This window comes from Sphingomonas soli NBRC 100801, assembly GCF_001591025.1.
Taxonomy (GTDB): Bacteria; Pseudomonadota; Alphaproteobacteria; order Sphingomonadales; family Sphingomonadaceae; genus Sphingomonas; species Sphingomonas soli.
The window spans coordinates 123746-150374 of the sequence record NZ_BCTZ01000001.1; the positions used below are offsets into that span (position 1 = coordinate 123746).

General features: G+C 64.9%; 26 protein-coding genes and 1 tRNA gene. 19 read left to right on the forward strand and 8 right to left on the reverse strand.

Features of this window, described 5'->3' with window-relative positions; genetic code table 11:
• A complete protein-coding gene (locus SSO01S_RS00620) occupies nucleotides 1–1368 on the forward strand; it encodes a DUF3363 domain-containing protein (RefSeq protein ID WP_369404232.1) in 1368 nt (455 codons plus the stop codon).
• 138 nt (nucleotides 1369–1506) lie between these two features.
• Here the strand turns inward: SSO01S_RS00620 and SSO01S_RS00625 are convergent, their stop codons facing one another.
• Nucleotides 1507–2340, reverse strand: a complete 834-nt coding sequence (locus SSO01S_RS00625) for a hypothetical protein (protein ID WP_157073567.1) — start codon at nucleotides 2338–2340, stop codon at nucleotides 1507–1509.
• 170 nt (nucleotides 2341–2510) lie between these two features.
• On the opposite strand from SSO01S_RS00625, the gene SSO01S_RS00630 reads away from it, so the two are divergent.
• From SSO01S_RS00630 to SSO01S_RS00645, 4 genes are all read left to right on the forward strand, one after another.
• Nucleotides 2511–3812 (forward strand): SLC13 family permease, encoded by a 1302-nt coding sequence (locus tag SSO01S_RS00630; protein WP_066794216.1) that lies wholly within the window; start codon nucleotides 2511–2513, stop codon nucleotides 3810–3812.
• Nucleotides 3813–3909: 97 nt separating this feature from the next.
• Complete coding sequence (gene otsB / locus SSO01S_RS00635) at nucleotides 3910–4617, forward strand: trehalose-phosphatase (protein ID WP_245646536.1); 708 nt, start codon at nucleotides 3910–3912, stop codon at nucleotides 4615–4617.
• Complete coding sequence (locus SSO01S_RS00640) at nucleotides 4614–6410, forward strand: glycoside hydrolase family 15 protein (protein WP_066793635.1); 1797 nt, start codon at nucleotides 4614–4616, stop codon at nucleotides 6408–6410. The genes otsB and SSO01S_RS00640 overlap by 4 nt, the downstream gene beginning before the upstream one ends.
• The gene (locus SSO01S_RS00645; RefSeq protein ID WP_066794218.1) at nucleotides 6407–7774 is read left to right on the forward strand and encodes an alpha,alpha-trehalose-phosphate synthase (UDP-forming); all 1368 of its coding nucleotides are present in this window, start codon (nucleotides 6407–6409) and stop codon (nucleotides 7772–7774) included. The genes SSO01S_RS00640 and SSO01S_RS00645 overlap by 4 nt, the downstream gene beginning before the upstream one ends.
• Before the next feature lie 284 nt (nucleotides 7775–8058).
• Here the strand turns inward: SSO01S_RS00645 and SSO01S_RS00650 are convergent, their stop codons facing one another.
• The 3 genes from SSO01S_RS00650 to SSO01S_RS00660 are packed head-to-tail and all read right to left on the reverse strand — an operon-like array spanning nucleotide 8059 to nucleotide 9688.
• The gene (locus SSO01S_RS00650) at nucleotides 8059–8844 is read right to left on the reverse strand and encodes a sulfite exporter TauE/SafE family protein (RefSeq protein WP_066793638.1); all 786 of its coding nucleotides are present in this window, start codon (nucleotides 8842–8844) and stop codon (nucleotides 8059–8061) included.
• Nucleotides 8845–8850: 6 nt separating this feature from the next.
• Nucleotides 8851–9369, reverse strand: a complete 519-nt coding sequence (locus tag SSO01S_RS00655) for a rhodanese family protein (protein ID WP_066793639.1) — start codon at nucleotides 9367–9369, stop codon at nucleotides 8851–8853.
• A gap of 4 nt (nucleotides 9370–9373) precedes the next feature.
• Nucleotides 9374–9688, reverse strand: coding sequence for an ArsR/SmtB family transcription factor (locus tag SSO01S_RS00660; RefSeq protein WP_066793642.1), 315 nt, complete (start codon nucleotides 9686–9688; stop codon nucleotides 9374–9376).
• Between the two features lie 72 nt (nucleotides 9689–9760).
• On the opposite strand from SSO01S_RS00660, the gene SSO01S_RS00665 reads away from it, so the two are divergent.
• From SSO01S_RS00665 to SSO01S_RS00730, 14 genes are all read left to right on the forward strand, one after another.
• Nucleotides 9761–10630: an MBL fold metallo-hydrolase gene (locus SSO01S_RS00665; RefSeq protein ID WP_066793644.1), complete on the forward strand. Its 870-nt coding sequence runs from the start codon at nucleotides 9761–9763 to the stop codon at nucleotides 10628–10630.
• Nucleotides 10631–10904: 274 nt separating this feature from the next.
• A complete protein-coding gene (locus tag SSO01S_RS00670) occupies nucleotides 10905–12932 on the forward strand; it encodes a conjugal transfer protein TraG (protein ID WP_066794220.1) in 2028 nt (675 codons plus the stop codon).
• Nucleotides 12933–12934: 2 nt separating this feature from the next.
• The gene (locus SSO01S_RS00675) at nucleotides 12935–13336 is read left to right on the forward strand and encodes a CopG family transcriptional regulator (protein ID WP_066793647.1); all 402 of its coding nucleotides are present in this window, start codon (nucleotides 12935–12937) and stop codon (nucleotides 13334–13336) included.
• Nucleotides 13333–14319: a P-type conjugative transfer ATPase TrbB gene (gene trbB / locus SSO01S_RS00680; RefSeq protein ID WP_066793650.1), complete on the forward strand. Its 987-nt coding sequence runs from the start codon at nucleotides 13333–13335 to the stop codon at nucleotides 14317–14319. Before SSO01S_RS00675 ends, trbB begins: the two co-directional genes overlap by 4 nt.
• 56 nt (nucleotides 14320–14375) lie before the next feature.
• Nucleotides 14376–14684, forward strand: coding sequence for a TrbC/VirB2 family type IV secretion system protein (locus SSO01S_RS00685; RefSeq protein ID WP_066794224.1), 309 nt, complete (start codon nucleotides 14376–14378; stop codon nucleotides 14682–14684).
• Nucleotides 14681–14953 carry a VirB3 family type IV secretion system protein gene (locus SSO01S_RS00690; protein ID WP_066793653.1) on the forward strand — a complete coding sequence of 91 codons (273 nt, stop codon included), beginning with the start codon at nucleotides 14681–14683 and terminating at the stop codon, nucleotides 14951–14953. The genes SSO01S_RS00685 and SSO01S_RS00690 overlap by 4 nt, the downstream gene beginning before the upstream one ends.
• Entirely contained in the window at nucleotides 14947–17385 is a 2439-nt protein-coding gene (trbE, locus tag SSO01S_RS00695; RefSeq protein WP_066793656.1) for a conjugal transfer protein TrbE, read from the forward strand. The genes SSO01S_RS00690 and trbE overlap by 7 nt, the downstream gene beginning before the upstream one ends.
• A 5-nt stretch (nucleotides 17386–17390) precedes the next feature.
• Nucleotides 17391–18134 carry a P-type conjugative transfer protein TrbJ gene (gene trbJ, locus SSO01S_RS00700; RefSeq protein WP_066793659.1) on the forward strand — a complete coding sequence of 248 codons (744 nt, stop codon included), beginning with the start codon at nucleotides 17391–17393 and terminating at the stop codon, nucleotides 18132–18134.
• A 113-nt stretch (nucleotides 18135–18247) separates the two neighbouring features.
• Nucleotides 18248–19558, forward strand: a complete 1311-nt coding sequence (trbL, locus tag SSO01S_RS00705) for a P-type conjugative transfer protein TrbL (protein ID WP_066793662.1) — start codon at nucleotides 18248–18250, stop codon at nucleotides 19556–19558.
• On the forward strand, nucleotides 19558–20355 hold the full coding sequence (trbF, locus tag SSO01S_RS00710; RefSeq protein ID WP_066793671.1) for a conjugal transfer protein TrbF: 798 nt from the start codon (nucleotides 19558–19560) through the stop codon (nucleotides 20353–20355). The genes trbL and trbF overlap by 1 nt, the downstream gene beginning before the upstream one ends.
• Nucleotides 20352–21296 (forward strand): P-type conjugative transfer protein TrbG, encoded by a 945-nt coding sequence (gene trbG / locus SSO01S_RS00715; RefSeq protein WP_245646537.1) that lies wholly within the window; start codon nucleotides 20352–20354, stop codon nucleotides 21294–21296. The genes trbF and trbG overlap by 4 nt, the downstream gene beginning before the upstream one ends.
• Nucleotides 21293–22507, forward strand: coding sequence for a TraB/TrbI/VirB10 family type IV secretion system protein (locus SSO01S_RS00720; protein ID WP_066793677.1), 1215 nt, complete (start codon nucleotides 21293–21295; stop codon nucleotides 22505–22507). Before trbG ends, SSO01S_RS00720 begins: the two co-directional genes overlap by 4 nt.
• Nucleotides 22507–22716, forward strand: a complete 210-nt coding sequence (locus SSO01S_RS00725) for a DUF2274 domain-containing protein (protein ID WP_066793681.1) — start codon at nucleotides 22507–22509, stop codon at nucleotides 22714–22716. The genes SSO01S_RS00720 and SSO01S_RS00725 overlap by 1 nt, the downstream gene beginning before the upstream one ends.
• Nucleotides 22716–22973, forward strand: a complete 258-nt coding sequence (locus SSO01S_RS00730) for a helix-turn-helix transcriptional regulator (RefSeq protein ID WP_066793683.1) — start codon at nucleotides 22716–22718, stop codon at nucleotides 22971–22973. The genes SSO01S_RS00725 and SSO01S_RS00730 overlap by 1 nt, the downstream gene beginning before the upstream one ends.
• Before the next feature lie 16 nt (nucleotides 22974–22989).
• Here the strand turns inward: SSO01S_RS00730 and SSO01S_RS00735 are convergent, their stop codons facing one another.
• From SSO01S_RS00735 to SSO01S_RS00750, 4 genes are all read right to left on the reverse strand, one after another.
• Nucleotides 22990–23730, reverse strand: a complete 741-nt coding sequence (locus SSO01S_RS00735; RefSeq protein ID WP_066793686.1) for a hypothetical protein — start codon at nucleotides 23728–23730, stop codon at nucleotides 22990–22992.
• Between the two features lie 213 nt (nucleotides 23731–23943).
• Nucleotides 23944–24018: transfer RNA gene (locus SSO01S_RS00740), tRNA-Thr, on the reverse strand.
• Between the two features lie 54 nt (nucleotides 24019–24072).
• A complete protein-coding gene (locus tag SSO01S_RS00745) occupies nucleotides 24073–25356 on the reverse strand; it encodes a tyrosine-type recombinase/integrase (protein WP_083942750.1) in 1284 nt (427 codons plus the stop codon).
• 275 nt (nucleotides 25357–25631) lie between these two features.
• Nucleotides 25632–26495, reverse strand: coding sequence for a hypothetical protein (locus SSO01S_RS00750; protein ID WP_066793691.1), 864 nt, complete (start codon nucleotides 26493–26495; stop codon nucleotides 25632–25634).
• Between the last annotated feature and the right edge of the window lie 134 nt (nucleotides 26496–26629).

Genomic DNA, 26629 nt, shown 5'->3' on the forward strand with positions numbered 1-26629 from the left:
GTGATCGCCCGCGAGTATATCTCGCACGGAATCCGCGAGCGCGCCGCCGAGCTGGCGACGCTCGACCTGGGGCCGCGGACGACCCAGGAAATCGAGGCGCGCTTGCGCCACGATATCGGCGAGGAGCGTGTGACCGCGATCGACCGGCGGCTGCTCCGTTCGATGGACGCCGATCGCATCGTGTCCTCGGCCGACCGCGATCCATTCCAACAGTCGCTTCGCGCCGGCCGGTTGCAGAAGCTGGCGAGCCTCGGTCTTGCCGAGAGCCTGGACGGTGGGCGCTGGCAGCTCGCCGGCGATCTCGAGGCGACGCTTCGGACGATGGGCGAGCGCGACGACATCATCCGGACCATGCAGCGCGAGCTGACGGCGCGCAGGCTCGAACGGCCTTGGATCGGGCGAAGCCTGCTCGGTAGCGGAGATAACGAGCCTGTTATCGGGCGCGTCATCGCGCGCGGCTTCGCCGACGAGCATCGAGATCGCCATTTCCTTCTGGTCGACGGCGTCGACGGCCATGCTCATTATGTCGATATCGGCCGCGGCGATGCGCTAGGTCAGATCGCCGAAGGCGCGATCGTGCTGGTGAGCGCGCGCAGCCTCGAGGTTCGCGACGTCGACAGGGTCGTGGCCGAGGTCGCCGCCGCCAATGGTAGACGCTATTCGGTCGATCTCCATCTGCGGCACGATCCGACCGCGACCGAGGCGTTCGCGGAGAGCCATGTCCGGCGGCTCGAAGCTATGCGCCGGGCAGGTGCCGGCGTCATACGCGAGCCTGACGGCAGTTGGACGATCCCGGCGGATCATCTCGACCGTGCGGCGGCCCATGCGGCGCGCTACTTCCGCGATCACCCGGTCCAGGTCGAAACCCTCTCGGCCGTGCCGCTGGACCAGATGAAAGGCGCCGAGGCGGCAACCTGGCTCGACCGAGAACTTGCCGATGGGGCGCCGCATGCCGTGCGCGATGCAGGGTTCGGGCGGGAACTGCGCGGTGCGCTGGCGGCGCGCAGGCAATGGCTGATCGAGCAGGAACTTGGCGGCGGGGAGGGCCGTCGCTTCCGGCTGCGCGCCAATGCGCTGGCGATCCTCCAGCGGCGGGAATTGCTGCGGGTCGGGGAACGGCTAGCGGAAACTCTGGGCAAGGCATTTGTTGAGGCGCAGACCGGTGCCGCGATCGACGGGCGCCTCGCGCGTCACGTCGATCTCGCCAGCGGGCGGTTCGCCGTGCTGGAGAAAAGCCGGGAGTTCACGCTGGTGCCTTGGCGCCCCGTACTTGAGCGGCAGCTGGGCAATCAGGTCGGCGGAATCATGCGGGCGGGCGGGGTTACCTGGCAGCTCGGGCGCGGACGGCTGGGGCCGGAGGTCAGCTAACTCTGATGGATCTGGCTGCTTTGCGCCCCAGTTTCGGCCGCTCAACGTCGATTGTGGCGACCCAAAAAGCAGCCGATGTCCGATATTGGCGAAGAGGCCTTCACCTGGCGGGCGGGCGTTATGGCAGGCGTGGCTCACTTATTCCGATTGCCGCGCTCCCGCCACCGCCCACGTCACCAACGACTCTCCGCTAACCGGATTTTCGATTGTTACTTTGTCCAACGTCGTTGCGATCAGGCAGATTGGCCGCTGTTCCGGGCCGCCAGGCTGACGGCATGCTGTCGCGCCGCCGCCTGGGACAGCGGCGATATGGCCGGTCAACTGGACACGGAAACCCTGTTCCGGTCGGAAAGCCTCCGTCGCCACGCGCACAACTGCTGTATAGGGTCTCCCGTCGCGGCGGCGTTGGCGAGCACCTCCGGCAGCAAAGAACTGACCGATCGCCAGGGTCTGCCCGGGCAGTGTGACCGGGTCGGTAGCGTTCGGTGCGCCCGTGTCGCCTCCGGATGGGCATGACTCGCTCAGGGTCCAGGGCCGCGCGATCCAGAAGCCTTCGATCGCCTCGATATCGGAACGGGCAGCTTCCGGCCACCAATCGGTCGGCGCTAACGCCACGGGAGCGACATGAAAGCGGAGGGCTTCCGCCTCTTCGTCATACCGCCAGCGCATTGGAGCATTGCTCGACTCGCCGGCCGGGCCACCGCATCCAAACGGCAAGGCGATCGAGAAGCGCTTGCCGACTGCCTCGTCGAGTTCCGGTGGTCGTGCCGCGCCCTGTGCCGTCGCATCGGCTGCAATCGACGCCAGCGCTATCAGGGCGGCGCGATCCAGGGTGCGGCTCGGCGGTTCGGCGGGAGTGGCGGTCGGCACCGGCGTAGCCAGAGGCGCTGGCGTGGGTGCTGGCACCTGATCCTTCGCCGCGCGTTGTCCGAACAGGAACCCGCCTCCACCGACCACGATCACGGCGGCCAATCCTGCGGCGAGGGCAAGACGGCTGGCGCGGGGACTTGGTTCATTCATGGACATGGCATAGCAAATTTCGGCAATAGCTCCATCATGAAGCCGTCTTTTCTTGAGCCGGAGCGGGCCGGGCAGAGATGCTCGCTGCGCGCTCGCCCCTGTCGCAGCGCGAAGTTCAGCTTGTGAATATCGATCAGATCCTGACCTTGGTCGTGCTGGTCTGCGTCGTCGCGGCGCTGATCTGGGACAAGGTCCGCTCTGATGTCGTGGCCCTGAGCGGCGCGGCGGTATTGCTTATGACCGGCGTCGTCCGTCCAGTGGAAGTGCAGGGCGCGTTCGCCAGCCCCGCAATCCTCGCGCTCGCCTCTTTGTTCGTGATCGCCTACGCACTCGAACTGTCCGGACTGCTCGATCTGGCGATCGCGGCTGCGGTGAAGATGTGCAAGCGGATGGGCGCGGCTGGGCTTTGGATGCTGCTCGCCGCGATCGGCTGCTTTTCCTGCTTCCTCAACAGCACACCGATCGTGGTGTTGGGGGCACCCGTCGTTCGCGACGTGGCGAATGCCTTGAAGCTGTCGCCGAAGCGCTATCTGATGCCGCTTTCCTATATCACGGTGCTCACCGGCTGCTGCACGCTGATCGGCACCTCCACCAATCTGCTGGTGGACGACATGGCGCGCGTTGCGGGACAGCCCCGCTTCGGGATGTTCGAGATCACCCCCGTCGGCCTGCCGATCGCGCTGGTCGGCGGGTTATTCCTGTTCCTGTTCAGCGGCAGGCTGATGGGACGGGCGCTGACTGATGCGCCGATTGAGCCGCGCGCGGTGGATGTCCCGATGCGCGGCGCACAAGTCGGCGATGCCAGCCTGTTTGCCGAGCCGCGCCCCTTCCAGCCGGCCAAGGCAGCGGCGGCGGCGGCGATCTTCGTAGGGGCGATCGCAGTCGCAGCGCTGAACATCGCGCCGATCGCGGCATCGGCCTTTGCCGGTGCGGTACTGCTGATCCTGTTGCGCGTCATCACGGCGGACCAGGCTTATGGCGGGCTCCGACCCCAGATTCTGATCCTGATCGCCGGCATGGTGGTGATCGGGATTGCGATGGAGGAAAGCGGGCTGGCCGGCGCGGCGACCTCTGCGCTGGTGGGGTCGCTGCACGATTTCTCGCCCTTGGTTGCGTTGATCATCCTCTACGCGTTGACGATGATCCTGACCGAATTGCTGTCGAACGCGACCGTGGCTGTACTGGTGACGCCGATCGCGGTGGCGCTGGCCGAAAGTCTGGGCGTCAGTCCGCGTCCGTTTCTCGTCGCCGTGATGATGGCGGGGAGCGCGGCGTTCGCAACGCCCTTTGGATACCAGACGAACGTGATCGTCTATCAGATGGGCGGGTATCGCTACATGGACTTCTTGCGGGTCGGGCTGCCGCTCAATCTGGTGACGTTCGTGGTCGCCATCATTGCGATCGAGCGCTTTTTTCCCTTCTGACAAGGCCGGGCACGGTTCGCATTGGGCCGTTTGCGGCTAAGGGTTGCCAATGCCTTCCCCGTCTTTCCCCGAAGCGGTGCTCGCACCGCCGCCGCCGTTGATCCCGCTGCGACACACCCTGCTACTCGATTTCGACGGCACCCTGGTCGAACTGGCCGAACGCCCCGATGCCGTCGTCATCGATCGCCCGTTAAAGGCGCTGATCGGTCGATTGGCGGGAACCTTTCGGGGTCGCTTTGCCTTGGTAAGCGGTCGGTCGGTCGCACAGTTGGAGGGATTTCTGGGTGAAACGCTAGAAGGCGTGGCTCTGATCGGCAGCCACGGCGCCGAAATCCATATCGGGTCTAGCCGCGTGACGCCGGTGCGCCCGCCGGCATTGATCGAAGCGGAACATGCCATCCGGGCGATGTTCACAAATCGGGAGGGGATCGTCGTGGAGGTCAAAACGCTCGGCGTGGCGGTGCATTACCGCCTTGCCCCGGAAGCCGAGCCGGCCACGCGAGCGCTCGTCCAGAGCCTCGCGATCGATAACGGCCTGGCCGTGCAGGAAGGAAAGATGATGATCGAACTTCGCGCCGCGGGGCACGACAAGGGGAGCGGTATCGCCGCGCTGATGAGGCAGCCTCCCTTTGCGGGGACCGTGCCGGTGTTCGCCGGAGACGATGTGACCGACGAAGCGGGCTTCGTGGCGGTCGCTGTGCTGGGCGGACTCGGCGTGCTGGTCGGCCCCGAGCGAGAGACGTCCGCGCGCCATCGCCTCGACGATGTGTCGGCGGTCCGGGCCTGGCTCGAGCAGGCTGCATGACGGCGACGCTCGATCTCTGGCCGATCGGGAATTGCCAGGTCTCCGCACTGGTCGATCGTGCGGGCCGCTTCGTCTGGGGATGCACGCCGCGCGTGGATGGCGACCCGGCCTTTTGCTCGTTGCTCGACGATGCCCCGCCAGCCGGGGATACTGCGTATGGATTCTGGGAAATCGATCTCGATGGCGTCGTGGAGACGACGCAATCCTATCTCCGCAACACACCGGTGCTCGTCACCCGGCATGTCGATGGCCAGGGCAATGCGATCGAAGTGATCGACTTCTGCCCGCGCTTCAAGCGCAACGGCCGGATGTACCGGCCCGTCGCCTTCGCCAGGATCGTCCGACCGGTGGCGGGCAGCCCGCGCATCCGCGTGCGGCTGCGCCCGGCGCGTCAATGGGGGTCATCGCAAGCGGCGACGACGCGCGGATCGAACCATATCCGCTATCTGGTCGAAGACAGCGTGTTGCGCCTTTCGACCACGGCGGCGGTGGGCTGGATCGAGGATGAACGGCTGTTTCGCGTCGAACGGCCCCTCTATTTCTTCCTCGGCCCCGATGAGAGCTTCTCGGATGAGATCGGTGTCGCGCTCGAATCCATGCTCGACCACACCATCGATGAGTGGCGCCATTGGGTGCGCGGGCTGGCGACCCCGTATGAGTGGCAGCAGGCGGTGATCCGGTCCGCGATCACGCTGAAGCTGTGCCAGCACGAGGAAACCGGTGCGATCGTCGCGGCGCTGACGACGTCGATCCCCGAACATTCCGGATCGGGCCGCAACTGGGACTATCGCTACTGCTGGGTGCGCGATGCATATTATACCGTGCAGGCGCTCAATCGGCTCGGCGCGCTCGACGTGCTCGAAGACTATCTCGAATATCTGCGCAACATCGTCGATAATGCGGCGCGGGGCCATATCCAGCCGCTCTACGGCGTCGGCGGCGAGGCAAGGCTGGTCGAGTGGGACGCGGCGGCGCTCAACGGCTATCGCGGCATGGGGCCGGTGCGCGTGGGCAACCAGGCATATGAGCAGGTCCAGCATGATGCTTATGGCCAGATCATCCTGTCCAACGCCCAGGCATTTTTCGACCATCGCCTGTTGCGGATCGGCGGCGTCGAGGATTTCAAGGCGCTCGAGCCGATCGGCGAGCGGGCGTGGGAAAAGTTCGACCAGCCCGACGCCGGATTGTGGGAGCTGCGGACCAAGAGTCATGTCCACACCTATTCGGCTGCGATGTGCTGGGCGGCGTGCGATCGGCTGGCGAATGTCGCGGAGGTGCTGGGGCTTCCGGATCGCCAGGCATTCTGGCGCGACCGTGCGACGGCGATGCGGACGCGGATCGAGGATGCAGCATGGCGCCCGGACAGCGGAAGCTTGTCGGCCACCTTCGCCGGCAATGACCTGGATGCCAGCCTGCTGCAATTGCTCGACCTGCGCTTCCTGGCACCGGGCGATCCCCGTTTCCTGGGGACGCTCGCGGCCGTCGAGGGCGGGCTCCGGCGCGGATCGCACATGCTGCGCTATGCGACCGAGGATGATTTCGGCCTGCCGCACACGGCGTTCAACGTGTGCACCTTCTGGCTGATCGAGGCGCTGCACTTCACCGGGCGCAATGCGGACGCGCGCGCGTTGTTCGACGAGATGCTGTCGCGCTGCACCCCGGCCGGTTTGTTATCCGAAGATATCGATCCGGTAACCGGAGAATTATGGGGCAATTATCCGCAGACCTACTCGCTGGTCGGCATGATCAATTGCGCGGTGTTGCTGAGCAAGCCGTGGAGCGCGATCCGGTGAGCCGACTGATCGTGATTTCCAATCGGGTTTCGGTGCCCACCGCGGAGCAGCCCGGCGCGCAGGGTGGCCTGGCCGTCGCGCTGACCGCTGCGCTGCGCGAGGCCGATGGCATCTGGTTCGGTTGGTCCGGCGAGACCGGCGAAACCGGCGACCTCAAATTCGAAACCTATGACGGCGTCACTTCCGCGACGATCGACCTGCCCGAACAGGACGTCGAGGAATATTATGACGGCTATGCCAATCGAACGCTGTGGCCTTTGTTCCATTATCGCCTGGGCCTGACCGAGTTCGAACGCGATTTCCAGGGCGGATATGAGCGCGTCAATCGCGTGTTCGGCGAGGTCATCGGGCCGCACATCCTGCCCGACGATCTGATCTGGGTGCACGACTATCACATGATCCCGCTGGGCTGGGTGTTGCGCCAGCGCGGGCTGACCAACCGGCTCGGCTTTTTCCTGCACATCCCCTGGCCACCCACGCGGCTGCTGACCGCTTTGCCGGAACATCGCCGCCTGGTGGAAGCGCTGTTCGCCTATGACGTTGTCGGTTTCCAGACCGACGAATGGCTGGAGACCTTTCACGATTATGTCGTCCGCGAAATGGGCGGTTCGATTGGCGAGGACGGACATATCACTGTCGGAGGGCGCACCATTCGTGCGATCGCCTGCCCGATCGGCATCGACGCGCAAGAGTTCATTGCCAGTGCCAGCAGTCCTGGGGCGATGGCGACGCATGCCCGGATGGTAGAAAGCTCCATCGGCCGCAGCCTGATCGTCGGCGTCGATCGCCTCGATTACTCCAAGGGGCTCGAAGAGCGCTTCAACGGCTATCAGCGCTATCTCGAGACGCGGCCAGACGCCCATTCCAATGTCTATCTGCTGCAGGTCGCGCCGCCATCGCGCGGGACGGTCCAAAGCTATCAGGACATCCGTGCGCAGCTCGATGCCTTATCCGGGCGGATCAACGGCGCCTTTGCGGATATCGACTGGGTCCCGCTGCGCTACGTCAACCAGGGATTCCCGCGCGACGTGCTTGCTGGAGTCTATCGGGCGGCCCGAATCGGCCTGGTGACTCCGCTGCGCGATGGCATGAACCTCGTCGCCAAGGAATATGTCGCTGCGCAGGATCCCGAGAACCCGGGTGTTCTGATTCTCTCGCAATTTGCCGGCGCTGCGGCCCAGCTCGACGGAGCGCTACTGGTCAACCCATATAGTCCCGATGACATCGCAGATGCTATCGAACGCGCGCTGCTCATGTCGCGCGAGGAACGGATCGCGCGGTGGAAGCCCATGTTCCAAAATGTCCGCGACCAGGACGTGGTCTGGTGGCGAAAACGCTTCACGGACAGTCTGATGAACGCTTGAAGGCCGCAACCGGGGGATGCAGTGACCAGTGCCCTCGACTTGGCAAGTCCGTCGAACCGCCGCTACGCGAGCAACGCTGGCTCACCTCCCGCGGTAGCGATGCCGGAGCTTTGTAGTCCGGCCGCAGGTCCGCTTTAGCGGTCTCATCATCTGAGAGCCGACAGTCCGGAACCGGCCCAAGTGCGGCCAGACTGCTTCTGGCGAATCCCATCATTCAGCGATGTGCCCTATAATTGGTCGCTTGCGGTTTGGATCGGAACCCCCAAGGCTGCCGCTCAAAATTGTCAGTAAGGTAAAGATGACAGCGAGACATAACTGCCAACCGCGATGACGATACCGGCAAAGCCGCGCTCGAGCAGACCTTTGCGGGCGCCAAGCCGACGACCGAGAGCGATGCCCGCCATCGTGCCCGCAACACCGCCCGCGATCAGCAACGCCGTGAGCGGCCAGTTGACTAGGCCCGACAGGGCATAGGATAGCGCGGTCGTCGCGCCGAGCGCGCTCACCACCACCAGCGATGTGCCGATGGCGAAGTTGAGCGGCATGCGCGTCGCGAGCACCAGGCCCGGCACGATCAGGAAGCCGCCGCCAATCCCGAAAAAGCCAGCGGCAAATCCCACCGTCAGCCCGATCGGCACCAGCCGTGGCAACAGCACACCGGCACTTTCACGCGTCAGCCGAACATCAGGCGCGGGCGCGGTGCGGCGGGGGCGCAGCATCGAGAGGCCCACGGCGATCATCAGCAGGCCGAACAGCAGCAACAGCCGCTGTCCATCGACCGATTTGCCCAGTTCCGCACCCAGCGCCGCGCCGGCTATGCCGGCTATCGCGAACACCCCGGCGCAACGCCATTTGACGCGCCCGCCACGCGCATGGCCGATCAGGCTTGCCAGCGCATTGGCGCTGACCGCGACTGCCGCCGTGCCGATAGCGGCATGGGTCGATCCCACGCCGACGAGATAGACGAGCAATGGGACGGCGAGGATCGATCCCCCGCCGCCGACCAGCCCCAGTACGAGTCCGATCAGCGCGCCCGCGCCCAGTGCCGCGCCGATGGTGGCCGCGTCCATGATGGGTCAGGCCGCTGCCCGGCGGTTCCACGGCATCACGCGCAGCAGCCGCGCCATGCCGCACCAGCCCGAAACGCCGGCAAAGATCAGGCCCGCGCCGACGAACGCTGCGAGCGCGAAGAACCCTGGCGCGACGAACAGGCCCAGCAGCACGCCGATCACCACCAGCGACCCGGCGGTGATCTGTACCTGGCGCATCACCTCGATCGGCTGCGAAGCGTCGGCGATGATCTGGTGACCGGCGCGGCGCCAGGCATCGATGCCGCCATCCAGGATATAGGCGTCGCAGTCGCACGCCGCCTGTTGGAGCTGCGCGGCATTGCCCGCGGTGCGCATGCCCGACCGGCAATGGAACACCACCGGACGGCCGTCATTGGCCAGCTCGCCAATCCGCTCGAGCGGGAGGTGAATCGCGCCGGGAATGCGCTCACGCGCATGTTCGTCAGCACCGCGAATGTCGACCAGCTGCGCGCCGCCGTCGATGATGGCCTGTACTGCGCGCGGATCGAGAGTCTTGATCGCCATCGTGTCAGTCCTTGCAATAGAGTTGGTAGAGTGTGGCTAGCAGGGCTTCGACGCGCGGATCGGCGATGCGATACCAGAGCGTCTGGCTCTCCCGGCGATAGGCAACCAGGCCCTCCTCCCGCATCCGTGCGAGATGCTGCGAGCAGGCCGATTGCGACAGCTGCGTTTCAGACGCGAGATCGCCGACCGGCATCTCGCCATGCTCGACCAGTTTGCACAGCAGCATCAACCGCCGGGCATTGCCGATCGCCTTCAGTGTCGCGGCGACCGCTTCGGCCTTCGCCTCGAACGTCGCCAGATCCATCGGGGGCTTGATCATCTCATCACTCCGTTAGCACTTGCTAATATAGAATATTCTAATATATAGTCAAGTATCAGATTGGAGGCGAACATGACGACCCCGCAGATCGAGGCGTTCTTCGACGAACCGACCAACACGGTGAGCTATCTGGTCGCCGACCCGATTCAAGGCGTGGCTGCGGTGATCGATCCCGTGCTGGATTTCGACCTGGCGAGCGGAGATGCGGATAACCGCTCGGCCGAGCGGATCCTGGCCCATGCCGAGGAACAGGGCTGGCGGATCGAAATGGTGCTGGAAACCCATGCCCATGCCGACCACCTGTCTGCCGCGCCGTTCATCAAGGCGAAGACCGGCGCCTGGATCGGTATCGGCGCGCATATTCGCGACGTTCAGCGCATCTTTCGCCCCGTCTTCGCGATGACCGATCTCAAGACGGACGGCTCCGATTTCGATCGGCTGTTCGAGGATGGAGAGCGGTTCGCGATCGGCAATCTGTCGGTGGAGGTTATGCACGTGCCCGGCCACACCCCGGCTGACCTTGCTTATCGCATCGGCGACGCTGTGTTCGTCGGCGACACGTTGTTCATGCCGGATTACGGCACAGCGCGCGCCGACTTTCCGGGCGGCGATGCGCGTACGCTCTATCGCTCGATCCACCGGCTGCTGACGCTGCCGGATGAGACCCGGCTGTTCATGTGCCACGATTACAAGGCGCCGGGCCGCGATGACTATCGCTGGCAATCGACCGTCGGGGAGCAGCGGCGCGCGAGCGTTCATGTCCATGAAGGCGTCAGCGAGGAGGATTTCGTCGCGATGCGCGAAGCGCGCGATGCCGGGCTCGCGGTACCCAAGCTGTTGCTGCCGTCGATCCAGGTGAACGTGCGCGCAGGCCGCTTCCCCGCAGCGGAAGCGAATGGCGTCAGCTATCTGCGAATTCCGGTGAAGTTGAGAACAGCCTGACGCCTCTGGCGCGTCGCATTTCCAACCTCCATGTCCATCATAGGCCTATCGCCAGCGGGCCGAACGCCGTGGAGAAAGCGCGACTTCGCAATTGAATGTTCGCACCAGGAATATTCTGCTCAAAACCTGTCAGTCCGCAATCGGCCCAAAATCCGACGCCTAGCAACGTTGGCGAGGTCTGGCGTAGTCAGGCGCGATTGGGCCAATCCAAAGGAGAAGCTCAATGTGAAATCTAGCTCTCGCCCGTGTCCAAGTGGCCGCGGGGGAGAGCACTGTGACACCCACAAAACTCCTTATCGGCCAGATCTTTGTCGTCTTCGCGATCGTGCTCGGCGGAATCGGGCTGGCTACCCAGTGGGCGGCGGCCGAGCTGGCCTATCAGCCCGAGCTCGGCGCGCCATGGTTCCATGCCCTTGGCCGCCCAATCTATCAGCCATGGGCGCTCTTTGTGTGGTGGTATCATTTCGACGCCTACGCGCCTCACGTGTTCGACCGCGCCGGCGGTGTCGCGGCCGCGAGCGGCTTTGCTGGATGTGGCGCCGCCGTGTTTGGCTCGATATGGCGTGCGCGCCAGCGCAACAACATCACCACCTATGGCTCGGCGCGCTGGGCCAGCGTTTCGGAGATGCGCCGCGCGGGCCTTTTTGAGCAGCAGGGCGTGTTTCTCGGTCGCAGCGGCCGCGACTATCTGCGTCATGACGGCCCAGAGCATGTCATGGCCTTTGCGCCGACGCGTTCGGGCAAAGGCGTCGGCCTGGTCGTGCCGACCTTGCTCGGCTGGACCGGCTCGGCAGTCGTCCACGACATTAAAGGCGAGAATTGGCAGCTGACCGCCGGCTGGCGGGCGCGGTTCTCGCACTGCCTGCTGTTCAACCCGACCGACGCCCGTTCTGCTCGGTACAATCCCCTCCTTGAGGTCCGCCGCGGCGCCGAGGAAGTCCGCGACGTCCAGAACATCGCCGATATCCTGGTCGATCCCGAAGGGGCGCTCGAACGGCGCAGTCATTGGGAAAAGACCAGCCATTCGCTGCTGGTGGGGACGATTCTCCATATCCTCTACGCGGAGGAAGAGAAGACACTCGCGCGGGTCGCAACCTTTCTGTCCGACCCTCAGCGACCGTTCAAGACCACGCTGAACCGGATGATGACGACAAATCATCTGGGAACACCCGACGCACCGCGAGTCCACCCCGTTGTTGCGTCAGCTGCGCGCGAGGTCCTCAACAAGTCCGAGAATGAGCGCTCGGGTGTGCTCTCGACCGCGATGTCATTCCTTGGTCTGTATCGCGACCCCACCGTCGCCGACGTTACGTCGCGGTCCGATTGGCGAATTGCCGACCTCGTCGAGGGCAAGTCACCGGTCTCGCTGTACCTAGTCGTGCCGCCGTCGGACATCAGTCGGACCAAACCGCTGGTTCGCCTCGTACTCAACCAGATCGGCCGCCGGCTGACCGAGCATCTCCACGCCCAGAACCAGCCGGGCCGGCACAAGCTGCTGATGATGCTCGACGAGTTCCCGGCGCTGGGACGGCTCGACTTCTTCGAGACGAGCCTTGCTTTCATGGCAGGCTATGGCGTGCGCGCTTTCCTGATCGCCCAGAGCCTCAACCAGATCGAGAAGGCCTATGGCGAGTACAATTCGATCCTCGACAACTGCCATGTCCGCATCGCCTTCGCGACCAATGACGAGCGGACCGCCAAGCGCATCTCGGATGCACTCGGGACCGCAACCGAACAGCGTAGCATGCGCAACTATGCCGGACACCGGCTCGCGCCCTGGCTCGCCCATGTCATGGTCAGCCGCCAGGAGACCGCTCGCGCGCTGCTGACGCCAGGCGAAGTCATGCAGCTGCCGCCGACCGACGAGCTGGTGCTCGTCGCCGGGACCCCGCCGATCCGTGCGAAGAAGCTGCGCTATTTCGAGGACGCGCGTTTCATGTCGCGCGTCCTGCCGCCGCCGCTGTTGATGGTTGGCGGCTATGTCGATCGACCCACGCCGCGCGATGACGACTGGGAAGGAGTTGTCCGCGGCGTCGATGCCCGGCTTGCCGAAAAGGATGATTCGGACGCAGTTGGCGAAGCCGGTGCTCTTGAGCAGGCCCGGCAACCCGAACTTGAACTTGATCGGCCAGCGGCGCCCGCGCCCGAGGTCGCCGGCCCGCTCGGTCTGGGTGAAGACGAAGGCGACGAGGCGAGCGACAAGCGCGCGATGGATCAGGCGCGTGCGCTGGGCACCGCCCGCACCGTCTATGCGATCGAAGCGGGTAAGGGTGACGCTAACGATCTGCAGCTGGATCGGTGACCATGATCGAGAAGGTCCGCCACCAGCTCTTCCTGCCGCGCCCCGTCAGCGACCGGCTTGAAGCAATCGCCGCCAAGCCAGGCGCATCCAAGTCCGCGATACTCGCCGACGCGGTCACCGCCTGGCTGGACCGGCGCGGCAAATCCGAGCTTGATGATCGGTTCGGCCTTCGGCTCGATCGCCTGACCGCGTCACTCGGTCGCACTGAACGGCACAACCATATCGTGCTGGAAACCCTCGCGCTGTCGATCCGATACCAGCTTTCGATTCATGCACCACTGGCCGAGAATGACGTGGCTGGCCGCGCGAAAGCGCGCGAGCGCTTCGAAGCCTTTGTCGCTCAGGTTGGGCGTCAGATTGCAGCTGGCCGCCATACCTTTGGCGACGATGAGTCCGACCGATGACTGGTACGGCTTCCGCCAATCGTCGCCGAGCGATGCTGCGAACCGCGATGGGTCCCGACATCGCCGCAGCACTGGCCGATCCGCTCGTCGTCGAGATCATGGTCAACCCCGATGGCGCACTGCGTCTCGACCGGCTGGGCCAGGGCCGAACCGATACCAGCATCCGCCTGGACCCGGCACAGGTGGAGCGGATCCTCCGGCTGGTCGCCAGCCATGCGCGTGCCGAGGTCCATGGCGAGGCACCGATCGTGTCGGCGGAGCTGCCGCCGCATATCGAGGGGCGGGCAGGGGAACGGTTCGAGGGCGTGCTGCCGCCGGTCGCGGTCGGGCCGTGCTTCTCGATCCGCAAGCCGGCCGAGCGCCTCTACAGCCTCGACGACTATGTGAGCGACGGCATTATGGGCCGGGCGGCGGCGGACCGACTGAAGGCAGCCGTTGTCCAGCGCTTCAACATCCTGGTCGCGGGCGGCACAAGCTCGGGCAAGACGACACTCGCCAATGCGCTTCTGGCCGAGATGGCGTGGATCGATGAGCGAGTCATCCTGATCGAGGACACGCGCGAGTTGCAAAGTCCCGCACCCGACACGGTCGCGTTGCGGACCCGGCCAGGTATCGTGACGATGGCCGATCTTGTGCGCTCGACGCTGCGGCTGCGGCCCGACCGCATCATCGTCGGCGAGGTTCGCGGTCCCGAGGCGCTGGACATGCTCAAGGCGTGGAATACCGGGCATCCGGGCGGCATCGCCACCGTCCACGCCAATAGCGCCGCATCGGCGCTCCACCGCATCGAGCAGCTCGTCCAGGAGGCCGTCGTCACGGTGCCGCGGCGCCTGATCGTCGAGGCGATCGACCTTATCGTCTTCATCTCGGGTCGCGGACTCGATCGCCGGATCGAGACGATCGCCCGCGTCGCCGGTCTCGACCCAGACGGAAATTACCGTCTCACCGACCTTCTCGACCCGTCCCACCAGCAAGGAGAGTGAACATGCATATCCTCATGCCGTCGAATTCCCGCACGCGGCGCAATCAGATCCGGCTCATGAAGATCGGCGCCGCATGCATTGGCTTGGGGCTGGCACTGGGCATCGCCGTGCAGGCACAGGCAGCCGGGTCAGGAATGCCCTGGGAGCAACCGCTCCAGCAGGTGCTGGAATCGGTGCAGGGCCCCGTCGCGAAGATCGTGGCGGTGATCATCATCATCGTCACCGGCCTGACGCTTGCGTTCGGCGAGACCGCGGGCGGGTTCCGCAAGCTCATCCAGATCGTGTTCGGGCTTTCGATCGCCTTCGCCGCGTCGAGCTTCTTCCTGAGCTTCTTCAGCTTCGGCGGCGGAGCGCTGATCTCGTGACCGGCAGCGGCGGGCATATCGAAGGCTTTGAGGCGCCGATCCATGCGAGCCTCGGCTCGCCGATCCTGCTCGGCGGCGCGCCGAGGGCAATCGCGATCGTCAACGGGACGATCGCAGCGGCGGTCGGACTGGGCCTCCAGCAGTGGATCACCGGCTTCGCCCTCTGTGCGGTCGGACACAGCCTCGCCGTCTTCGCTGCCCGCCGCGACCCTGATTTCGCGCCGGTCCTGCTCCGCCACCTCCGCCAGAAAGGCCATTTCGCGTGCTGAACCTGTCCGAATATCGCAGCCGCGCCGACCGGCTCGCCGATCGCCTGCCCTGGGCGGCATTGGTCGCGCCGGGCGTGATCCTCAACAAGGACGGCAGCTTCCAGCGCACCCTCCGGTTCCGCGGTCCCGATCTGGAATCGGCGACCGAGGCCGAACTCGTCTCCGCTTGCGCGCGAGCCAATAATGTCCTCAAGCGATTCGGCACCGGCTGGGCGCTGTTCTTCGAAGCCGAGCGCCGCGAGGCCCTGGCCTATCCGGAAAGCAGCTTCCCCGACCCGGCGTCCTGGCTGGTGGATCAGGAACGGCGTGCCGCCTTCCTGGCCGAAGGCGAGCATTATGAGAGCCGCTATCATCTGACCCTGGTCTGGTTGCCGCCCGCCGATGCGGCCGATGCCGCCGGGCGGTCGCTGGTTGAACGACCCGAGGCAGACCATGGTCGCGACTGGCGGGCCGCGCTTGCCGGGTTTGTCGCCGAGAGTGATCGCGCGCTCGACCTATTCGCCGGGTTCATGCCGGAGATCCGCGCGCTGGACGATGCCGAGACCCTGGCCTTTCTACACGGAACGATCTCGACGCGTCGGCACGCCATCACCGTGCCAGGAACGCCCATGTATCTGGACGGACTGCTTGCAGACACGCCGCTGACCGGCGGGCTCGAGCCGATGCTCGGCAATCTTCATCTGCGCACCCTGACCGTGATGGGGTTCCCCAACCTCAGCCGTCCGGGGATCCTCGACGCGCTCAACCATCAGGATTTCGCCTATCGCTGGGTCACGCGCTTCATCGCGCTCGACAAAAGCGACGCGACCAAGGTGCTGACCAAGCTGCGCCGGCAATGGTTCAACAAGCGCAAGTCGGTGACCGCGATGCTGCGCGAGGTCATCTACAATCAGCCCGTCCAACTGCTCGACAATGATGCCGACAACAAGGTGGGCGACGCCGATCTCGCCTTGCAGGAGTTGGGCGGCGACCATGTCGCGTTCGGCTACCTGACAACCACGATCACGGTATCGGACGAGGATCGGATCCGGGCCGAGGACAAGGTCCGGCAGGTCGAGCGGATCGTCAACGGGCTCGGCTTCACGACCATTCGCGAAGGCGTGAACGCAGTCGAGGCCTGGCTGTCGTCGCTGCCGGGACAGGTCTATGCCAATGTCCGCCAGCCGCTGGTGCATACGCTGAACCTTGCGCATCTGATGCCGCTCTCGTCGGTATGGGCGGGACCGGTGCGCAACGCGCATCTGGACGGGCCGCCGTTGCTCTTTGCGCAGACCGCGGGATCGACGCCGTTCCGGCTGGCGACGCATGTCGGCGATGTCGGTCATATGCTGGTGGTTGGTCCGACCGGTGCAGGCAAGTCGGTGCTGCTGGCGCTGATCGCGTTGCAATTCCGGCGCTACGCATATGCCCAGGTCTATATCTTCGACAAGGGTTTCTCCGCGCGCGCCGCGGTGCTGGCGATGGGCGGGGCACATCATGCGCTCGGGCTGGGCGCCGATGGTGGCGAGACGCTAGCCTTCCAGCCTCTCCGCCGCATCGACCATGCAACCGAGCGGAGCTGGGCAGCGGAGTGGATCGCGGCGTTGCTTGCGCACGAGAAGGTCGTCGTCACCCCCGAGATCAAGGACCAGCTCTGGTCTGCGCTGCTCAGCCTGGCCTCCGCACCGCCCGAGGAGCGGACGCTCACCGGCCTGGCGCTACTGCTCCAATCCAATGCACTTCGAACCGCGCTTGGGGCCTATACGCTCGATGGTCCCTACGGCCGGTTGCTCGACGCTGCCGAGCAGAACCTCGCCTTCGCCGATGTCCAGTGCTTCGAGACTGAAGCGCTTATGGGACAAGCGGGCGTGGTCGCGCCGGTGCTGACCTATCTGTTTCACCGGCTCGAGGAACGCTTCGACGGGCGACCGACATTGCTGGTGCTCGACGAGGCCTGGATCTTCCTCGACCACCCGCTCTTCGCCGCGCGGATCCGCGAATGGCTGAAGGTGCTTCGCAAGAAGAATGTCGCGGTGCTGTTCGCGACGCAGAGCCTGGCGGACATCGCGTCGAGTTCGATCGCCCCGGCAATCATCGAGAGCTGCCGGCAACGCATCCTGCTGCCCAACGACCGTGCGATCGAGCCGCAGGGGCGTGAAGCCTATGAGCGCTTCGGATTGAACGACCGGCAGATCGAGCTGGTCAGCCGGGCGACCCCGAAGCGCCAATATTATCTCCAGTCTGCGCGCGGCAACCGCCTGTTCGAGTTGGGGCTCGGACCGGTGGCGCTGGCGCTGTGCGGCGCATCCGATCCCGCAAGCCAGGCCCGGATCGATGCGCTGCTCGCCAAACATGGCGCCGCCGCTTTCGCCGAGAGCTTCCTTGCCGATGCCGGCCTCGACTGGGCGGCCGGCCTCCTCGCCGATTTTCCGTCCCCCCACGCACAGGAGTAAGTTCAATGCGTATTGCTGCCCGAAAATTGATCATCTCGACCGCGCTTGGCTTTGGCACCCTCGGTTCGCTCGCGATGAGCCTGATGATGGCAACGCCCGCCCATGCCCAGATCACGGTGTTCGATCCGGGCAACTATAGCCAGAATCTGCTGACGGCGGCGCGGACGCTCAGCCAGATCAACAACCAGATCCAGTCGCTCCAGAACGAAGCGGCGATGCTGATCAACCAGGCGAAGAACCTCTCCAGGATCGACTTCCCGCAATTGCAGGCGATCATGGCGAAGCTCCAGCAGATCGACCGGCTGATGGGTCAGGCGCAGGGGATCGGCTTCCGGGTCGACGGGATCGAGCAACAATATCGCAGGCTCTTCCCGGAGCAGTTCGACGCGGCGCTTAAGCGTGACGGTCAGGTCATGGCCGCACGAGCGCGGCTCGATGCCGCGATGGGGGCCTTCCGCCAGACGATGAGCGTCCAGTCCGAGGTGGTCGAGAATGTCCAGGAGGATGCGCAGACCTTGAGCGCGCTCGTCGCGCGAAGCCAGGGTGCCGAGGGCGCATTGCAGGTCGGCCAGGCGACCAACCAGCTCCTCGCACTCGCCGCCAAGCAGCAGTTCCAGATCCAGACGTTGATGGCTGCACAATACCGGGCGCAATCGATGGAGCAGGCGCGGCGCACCCAGGCCGAGATCGATGGGCGCGCTCGCACGCGGCGCTTCCTGGGCGCCGGCTCGGCCTACACCCAGCGCTGACGAGACCGGGCGCGGACGGCACGTCCCCGACCGTCCGTGCCCGCAGCCCGCGGGGCTTCGGCACCGCTCCCCTCGCCGGAGCCCCGCGGCACCATTTTCATGAGGACAGATACGTGAACGATCTCGGTGTCATCGACCGCTTCATGCAGGCCTTTATCCGCTACATCGATAGCGGGTTCGGGCTGCTCGGTGGCGACGTCCATTTCCTGACCGCCACGCTGATCGGCATCGACATCACCCTTGCCGGCCTGTTCTGGGCGATGGGCGGCGACGACAATGTCATCGGCCGCTTCCTCAAGAAGATCCTCTATATCGGTGCGTTCGCGTTCATCCTGAACAGCTTCCAGCTGCTCGCCGATATCATCTTCAAATCCTTCGCACAGGCTGGCCTGACCGCCGGTGGCGGGACGCTCAGCGCGGATGACTTGCTGCGCCCGGGCAAGGTTGCCGAGACCGGTTTCTCCGCTGCCTGGCCTTTGCTCGATCAGGCCTCCGAGCTGATGGGGTTCGTCAGCTTCTTCGAGAATTTCCTGACGATCGTGGTGCTTCTCTTCGCCTGGCTGGTCGTCATCCTCTCTTTCTTCATCCTGTCGGTCCAGATGTTCGTGACGATCATCGAGTTCAAGCTGACGTCGCTCGCCGGCTTCATCCTGGTGCCGTTCGCGCTGTGGAACCGCACCAGCTTCCTCGCCGAGCGCGTGCTGGGCAACGTCGTCTCGTCCGGCATCAAGGTGATGGTGCTTGCCGTCATCGTCGGCATCGGCTCGAACTTCTTCGCCGAGTTCGTCACCTCGATGCAGGGACAGGAGCCGGACCTCGGCGCCGCGATGAGCCTCACCCTCGGGGCACTCTCGCTGTTCGGGCTGGGCATCTTCGGCCCCGGCATCGCCTCGGGTCTGGTCGCGGGTGCGCCGCAGCTTGGTGCCGGTGCGGCACTTGGCACCACGATCGGTGCGGCGGCCGTGCCGATGCTCGCAGGCGGTGCGGCCATGGGTGCGGCGCGCATGGCGGGTGGCGCCGCGATGGGTGCGGTTCGCGCAGGCACGTCGATGGGCTCGGCCGCTTCCACGGCCTACACGCTGGGCAAGGAGACTGCGGCGAAGCCGAGTGCCGCAGCGGGGATCGGCGGCGTCGCGCAGGCCGCGGGCAATGCGATCAAGTCGCGCGCCTCCAACGCCCTTGGTCTCAAGGAGGCTTCCACCTCCGGCCGGCAGGGCGCGTGGAATGCGCTCAATCAGGCCGGCTCGACTGGTTCGGCGGCATCGTCGCCGTTGGGCGCCGAGAACGGCGCCCCCGCCTGGGCGCAGGCGATGCGCTCCCAGCAGAACGCCCGGCACCACCGCCAGATGGCCGCGCATACGCTCAGCCAAGGCGATCGCGGCGGCGCCTCCGCACATCCTGACATCAAGGAAAGGGACGAGTGATGATTTTCAAACGTGCCGTCCAGCGCTACGGACGAACCCCCGAACCCGAGACGCCCTATCAACGCGCGGGCCAGCTTTGGGATGAGCGGATTGGCTCTGCTCGAGTGCAGGCGCGCAACTGGCGGCTGATGGCATTCGGCAGCCTGATGATCGCGGGCGGTCTCGGCGGCGGCGTGCTCTGGCAATCGCTTCAGAGCCGGGTCGTGCCCTATGTGGTCGAAGTCGATCGGCTCGGCGAGGCGCGGGCGGTGACCGAGGCCGAGGCCGGGTTCCGGCCGACCGATCCCCAGGTCGCGTGGCATCTCTCGCGCTTCATCCGCAATGTGCGCACGGTCTCGCTCGATCCAGTCGTGATGCGACAGGACTGGCTGGACGCCTATGCCTTCGCCACGCAGCGGGGGGCGCAATTCCTGGGCGACTATGCCCGCACCGCCAACCCCTTCGCCCGGATCGGCGAACGGACCGTGTCGGTGCAGGTGACGAGCATCGTCCGCGCATCGGACAAATCGTTCCAGCTCAAATGGACGGAAACCACGTTCGAGCGCGGGTCGTTCGCGGGCCGGTCGAACTGGACCGCGATCCTGACCGTCGCGACCAAGGCGCCGGCCAATGCCGAGGTGCTGCGCAGGAACCCGCTCGGCATCTATGTCGATGCGATCGACTGGAGCCGCGAACTCGATGTTCCCGCGCCGCCCGCACCCAAGCCGGTGCCTGACGCCATTCCTAGCGGCTCGCCGCTCGACCCCAGTCTCGCGGCCGAACCGGCTGCTCCGATCAGCCAGGAGAATCAGCAATGAACCTATGGAAACTCATGCCGTTTGGCGTGCTGCCGCTGCTTGCGCTCTGCGCGCCGGCCTATGGCCAGGCGGTGCCGGGTAAGCCGTCCGCAGCGCCGGTCGTGGTTGCCAAGCCTTCGGCCGCTCCCCCGCAGAGAGCGTCCGCGCATCGCAAGAAACACGTGCGACGCCCGTCCCGCGCCGAGGCCGATGTGGCGATCGCGAACCGGGCCGCGACCCGCAAGCCGGTGGTGGGAGGATTCGTCAATGCAGTGCAGGTCTATCCCTATGCCGAGGGCACACTCTATCAGGTCTATGCCGCTCCCGAGCGCGTGACCGACATCGCGCTTCAGCCGGGCGAGGGGCTGATCTCGGTTGCTTCGGGCGACACGGCGCGCTGGGTCATCGGCGACACAGTGAGCGGCAGCGGCGCTGACAAACGGACCCATGTGCTGGTCAAGCCGTTCGCGGCGGGGCTATCGACCAATCTGGTTATCGCCACCGATCGGCGCAGCTATCATCTGGCGCTGACGAGTACCGGCGGGACTGCGATGGTCGCATTGTCCTGGACCTATCCGCGGGACGCGCTGCTCGCGCTCAAGCGGGTAAGCGAGGAGCGGGAGGCAGCGGTCCCTGTCGCTTCCGGCTTCGCCCCGGATCGGCTCCGCTTCAACTATGCCGTGACTGGCGACAAGCCGGCCTGGCGCCCGCTGCGCGCGTTCGATGACGGCCGCCAGACCTATATTGAATTCCCGGAAAGCCTTGCCGTGGGCGAGGCGCCGCCGCTCTTCCTTGTCGATCGCAAGGGCGAGGTGAGCCTCGTCAATTACCGGCTGCAGGGCCGTTTCTATGTTGTCGACCGGATCTTCGATGCCGCTGAGCTTCGGCTCGGGCTGAAGCGCCAGGACGTGGTTCGGATCACGCGCACCATCGAAACGCCGGCCAAGGGGAGGAAGTCGTGAACCAGGCCGGTCTCGACGCCATCGCGCCCAAGGTCGATCCCGAGACACTGGCGATCCGCGCGCGTCCGCGCCGACCCATCCGATTCCGGCGCGGTGTTATCATCGCGATCTCCGCGGTCGGTTCGGTCAGCCTGATCGCCGTTACCTGGATGGCCCTCAGCCCGAAGGTGTTCAACCAACTGGCGCGGGAGGAGGCGCTGTCGCAGCCGAGCGGGAAGGGGGCGGCGGATGCGCTGAGCGGCCTGCCGACCGGCTACGGCGACGTCCCCAAGCTGGGCCCGCCGCTTCCCGGCGATCTCGGGCGGCCGATCCTCGAGCATCAGCGCCAGCTCGCCGCGGAAGATCATGCGCCGATGGCGACCGAGGCCGGTCCGGATCAAGCGGCTGCGGCGGAGCGCGAAAGGCTGCTTGCCGAACGCAAGGCGGCGCGGGAATCCGGGCTGCTGGTCTCGCGGTCGCAGGGCGCGGCACCGGGGGCTGAACCACCCGCAACTGTCGCGACGGTCGCCTCGCCGACACCGAGTGCCAAGCCTCCTCTCGACCAGGCCAACGATCCCAATGCGCAGCAGCGCAAGCTGGACTTCGTGGCAACGGTCGATCCCAAGGGCGACGTGAATCCGCACGTACTGGTTGCCGCGCCTTCGCCCTATGTCCTGACTGCGGGCAGCGTGATCTCGGCCAGCCTGATCACCGGGCTCCGCTCAGATCTGCCGGGCCTGGTCATCGCGCAGGTAACCGAACGGGTTTATGACAGCCCTACCGGCCGCACCTTGCTCATACCTCAGGGCGCTCGGCTGATCGGCAGCTACGATAGTGTGGTCGCGTTCGGTCAGAAGCGTGCGCTCATCGTGTGGCAGCGGATCGTGATGCCGGATGATAGCTCGCTGCGGATCGACAATGTTCCGGCGACCGACCCTTCCGGCTATGCGGGCCTGGAGGACAAGGTCGACATGCATAGCTGGCAGCTGCTCAAGGGCGTCACGCTGTCGACTGTGCTCGGCGTCGGGTCCGAGCTGGCGTTCACAGGTGACGGCGATCTGGTCGAGGCGATGCGGCGATCGACACAGGGAAATGTCTCCCGCGCGGGCGACCAGATCACCCAGCGCAATCTCAATATCCAGCCGACGATCACGATCCGGCCGGGCGCGCCGGTGCGGCTGGTCGTGCACAAGGATCTCGTTCTGGCGCCTCAGCTTGGGGGAGGGCACTGATGGCCGATCTCAAGCTCGCGAAGCTTCCGGATCGGACGCCGGTGAAGCTGTCGATCAACGTGATGCCCGAGCTCAATGAGCGGCTGGTTGCCTATGCGGCCGCCTATGCCGAGGCTTACGGTCAGCAGGAGCCGGTCACCGAACTGATCCCGGCGATGCTTGCAGCGTTTCTCGACAGCGACCGTGAGTTCGTGCGTCGGCGGCGGTGATGGCCGGGAATCGCGGCTCTGACCGTCCGGGCGGCCCGGCAAGCGTGAACCGCGAGCTTCCCCGGTTCATCACGCCGGACGAATTTGCCGAGATCGCGCGCCTGTCGCGGCGGCAGATCGATCGGCTCCGCGTCTCGCGCCCCGCGGGTTTCCCGCGCGAATATGAGTTGGGGAGCGGCCGCGCCAAGCACGGCCACTGCCCACGTTTCAAGCTCGAAGATGTGCTCGCGTGGATGGAAAGCCGCGCGCTTTGGTAACTGCCAAGCGCGATTGTCACCCGCGCTTGAGATTGCCGATCTCGGCGAGCACGTCCGAAAGCGAGAGATGCTCCGTCAGTGCTTGCTTATAACTCTCGGCGGACTCCTTGAGTGCGGCCAGGCGCTCAAAGGGCTTTTCGACCTCGAAATAGCGTTCGAGCTCGACCATGAACGCTGTTCCGTCGGAGGCATGGACGTCGATGATGTCCTTTTCAGTGCCGTTGACGGGGTGGAGATATCGGCGCTCCTCGTCCCGGTCTTTGTCCGGCTCGAGCGGGCCAAGCCAGAGCGTCCGGTAGACCAGCCCATCTCCGTCCATCCACGGGACCGGGTGGTCCTCACCAATCGGCAACCGTGCTTGCCAAAGCAGATATTGTGCATCGAATAGAATGCCGAATTTGCCGGGAAACATCGCGCGGTAATTGGCTTCGAACGAGGGATCGAGCAGCCGAATCTCCGCATAGAGGTCTCGCAGCAGGCGGTCGAGTTTCTCTAGATTATCGGCTTGGCGCCTGAGCAGGTTCGCTGTCCAATGCGCATTCACACTGATGATGTGGCGATCGCCGTCCTTGCGATAGCTCTTCAACGCGGCATTGAGGATATCGAGCAGGGTCTCCTGGACATCAACAATTTCGTAGGCTGCAATCAAGGCCAGATGAAGTCGAGCGGCTACTTTGCGGTTGTTCCGGCCCCGCTGAAGCTCAGCGATCTTGACGAAATCGATGTGCTCGAAGAGCCATTTGAGAAGGGCCAGCATGCCAAATGAATAGCGTGCTGGCCGTCTCGCGTCACGCCGCCCAGACCTCGTTTAGGATCTTCGCTGCCAGCGCGACTTATCCTGCGGCAAGAACCGGCCATAATGTTTTGGCGACCAGCTCGCGTGCCTTGGATCGCATATGCGAGCCATCGCACCATAAGCGCTGCGGCGTTCCATCACGCTATCTTCAGGTGTGACGACCGGTGGGGTGGCTGGTGCCCGTTGTAGGATTTGAACCCACGACCTCCGCTTTACAAAAGCATTGCTCTACCACTGAGCTAAACGGGCGTTGGGGTGCTCATAGCTGTTGAGACGGCGCAGGCCAAGGCGATACAAGCACTCTTATTGGTGGGTATCGGGCGGCTCAGCGCTTACGACAACCTCAAGCGCGTCGCCAACGCCGGCAGCAATTGCCATTGCCCCCAATGCCTGATCCCACGCCAAGAAGCCTGCCGCCATCGCTCTCGCGCGTTTGTTGCGATTGTAAATCTCGGCCAGGCCGGTGAGCTTGTGATTGATCATTCGCTCGGCGAGGGCCTCGTCGATCCCATGATCCTCGATATGGCTACGCATCGTCCGTCGAAGATCATGCGGCGTGAAATGCGCGATTTGCCGTTCGCCGATCTCGGCCATGCGCGCGCGCACCCGTTCGATCACTTTCGGCCATCCGGAGAGCATCGGCTGCGTCGATTTCTTGGGAGAGGTTATGATCCATGCCTCGTTGGTTTGGATGAGCTTCGCCGTCCAAGGCGCGAGTGCGATCGGATGCTCTTCGCCGTTCTTGGTGCGCTCGCCCGGGATGATCCACCGGCCTTCGCGGAGTTCGGTCGAAGGCGCCTCGAGTAACTCGGATTTGCGGACGCCGGTCAGAACGAGAAGTAACAGGCAGCGGCGATGGAGCCGCTCAGGTTCCAGCGCGACAGCCTGGAGAAAGAGCGGAAGTTCGTCGTGATCGAGCCAGCGCTTGCGAACGGTCTGGGGGTTCCACAATTCGCCGATCCGTGCCGCGGGGTTGATCGTCATTCTGATACCGGCAGCTTCACCCCGGCGACTGCACGCCCAGGTAAAGAAAACGCGCATCTCGGCGCCGAGTCTGTTGGCCTGGGTCACGGCGCCCCGCCGCGTCATCCCGAGGACAATCGCATCGATTTCCTTTTCCGTAACACTATCGATTGGGTTGGTACCGAGGACTTTGCGAACGTTCCGATCATACAGGTCTATCTTCTCGGAGATCGTGCGAGGTTTGACTGGTTTGGCATGCTTCGTCCGCTTGGTCCGGTGCTGATTGAGCCGTACCGCTTCCATGTAGAGCCCGTGGCAAAAGTCGACGGTGAACTTTGCGCGCGCCTCGGCTTCGGCTTCCAACGCGCGGGGGTCTAGGCCGCCCTCAATCTGTTTGTTGATTGCTTCGGCCCAAGCTCTGGCGTCGGCGATGCTGAACTTCGGAAACCGTCCCAAGGTGCGCTTGAGCGACTCACCGCTGCCTACGATGCGGCGTCGATATCGCCAAACTCGACTTCCCTTCGCGCTTGCCACGATCAGCAAACCGGGGGTTCTGGGATCTAGTAGAATGCCCTCCTTCAGCGCGTCGATCGCTGCTGGCGTGAACGTAATTTTCTTAGACACGATCCGACTCCTGGCCGGCTCAGCACCTCAGAAATTCGGCAAGCCATGCTCGTCAGAGCACACTTAAACTTGGGCACAATCTTGGGCACAAGGGCTGTCTAAACCGGTCTAATTGATGCGAAATCAGACTAAGATTTGATGCGAAAAACTTGCCAAAAATCTTTGAAATCAAGCCGTAACTACATGAATTCGGCTGAAATTATGGATCGTTGGACAGCCTTACAAAACCGCTGCTCTACCAGCTGAGCTAAACCGGCACACGGCTCCCCCTAGCTTCAAGCGACGCCGAACGTCCAGCCCTCGGTTGCGGCGAGCTGGGGCGTGAGGGCAGAGGGGCTCCACAGCTCGGGTTGGCTGGTGGCGGTGCGGAGCCAGGCGGCGCTGAGTATCGCATCGGTGGCGTGGTCGTCATAGCGGGCAAGGAGTAAGTGTGGGTCGGACCCGAAGGCGGCGAGCATGGTGTCTAGCGTCTGGGCGTCGCGGATCTTGGATATGCCCTTGCGCATGCCGGCGAGGCGCGCGGCGAGGCTCGTGTAGATTTCGACAAGCAGCGGGCCGGTTTCGGGGATGGGGTCGAACGGCCACATGCCGATCCGGGCGCGCAGCCGGTGAAGCACGCGCATGCCGGTTAGGCTTGATTTGCCGACCTGCGACGCTCCGACAAGGTTGAAGCAGCTATAGGGCGAGAGCCGCATCGCTTCCTGGCCATGCTCGCAGATCCGGAAGCGGCCGCGCCCGGGCGGGAACAGATCGCCGCAGTCGCGCTGCTGGCGGAAATGGCGGCGGGCATGCGGGTGGCTGACGAAGCCGGTGGCAGCGAGGTGCGGATCATCGGCGCTGAGCTGATCCACCAATGCCCAGAGCGATTTGGCGTCGGGCGGCGACTGCTCCCAGCCGGGGAAATAGGCACCTTCGTCGTGGAAGGGGAAAGCGGGGGACAGATCGAGGCCAATCAGCGCGCGGGTGCCAGTGGTGGCGAGATCGCCGAGGTAATCGAGGATGTCGACGCGCGACCAGCGGCGGTGAATTAGCTCGGGCGCGGCGGTGCCAGCCGTGCAGCAGGCGACCGCGAGGCCCTTCGGTCGCTCGACCGCCTGGCCGGACCAGTCGATCGCAATGAAGGTGGTGAAGGGCTGCACCTAGATCCTCTCCCGGAGGGGGGGCGCCGAAGGCGGAGGGGTAGTCGCCACAGGAGAGGAGCCATTGCCAGTGGGGAAACCCTCTCCACCAGCTGCGCTGGTCCCCCTCTCCCTCCGGGGGAGGATGTGCCGGA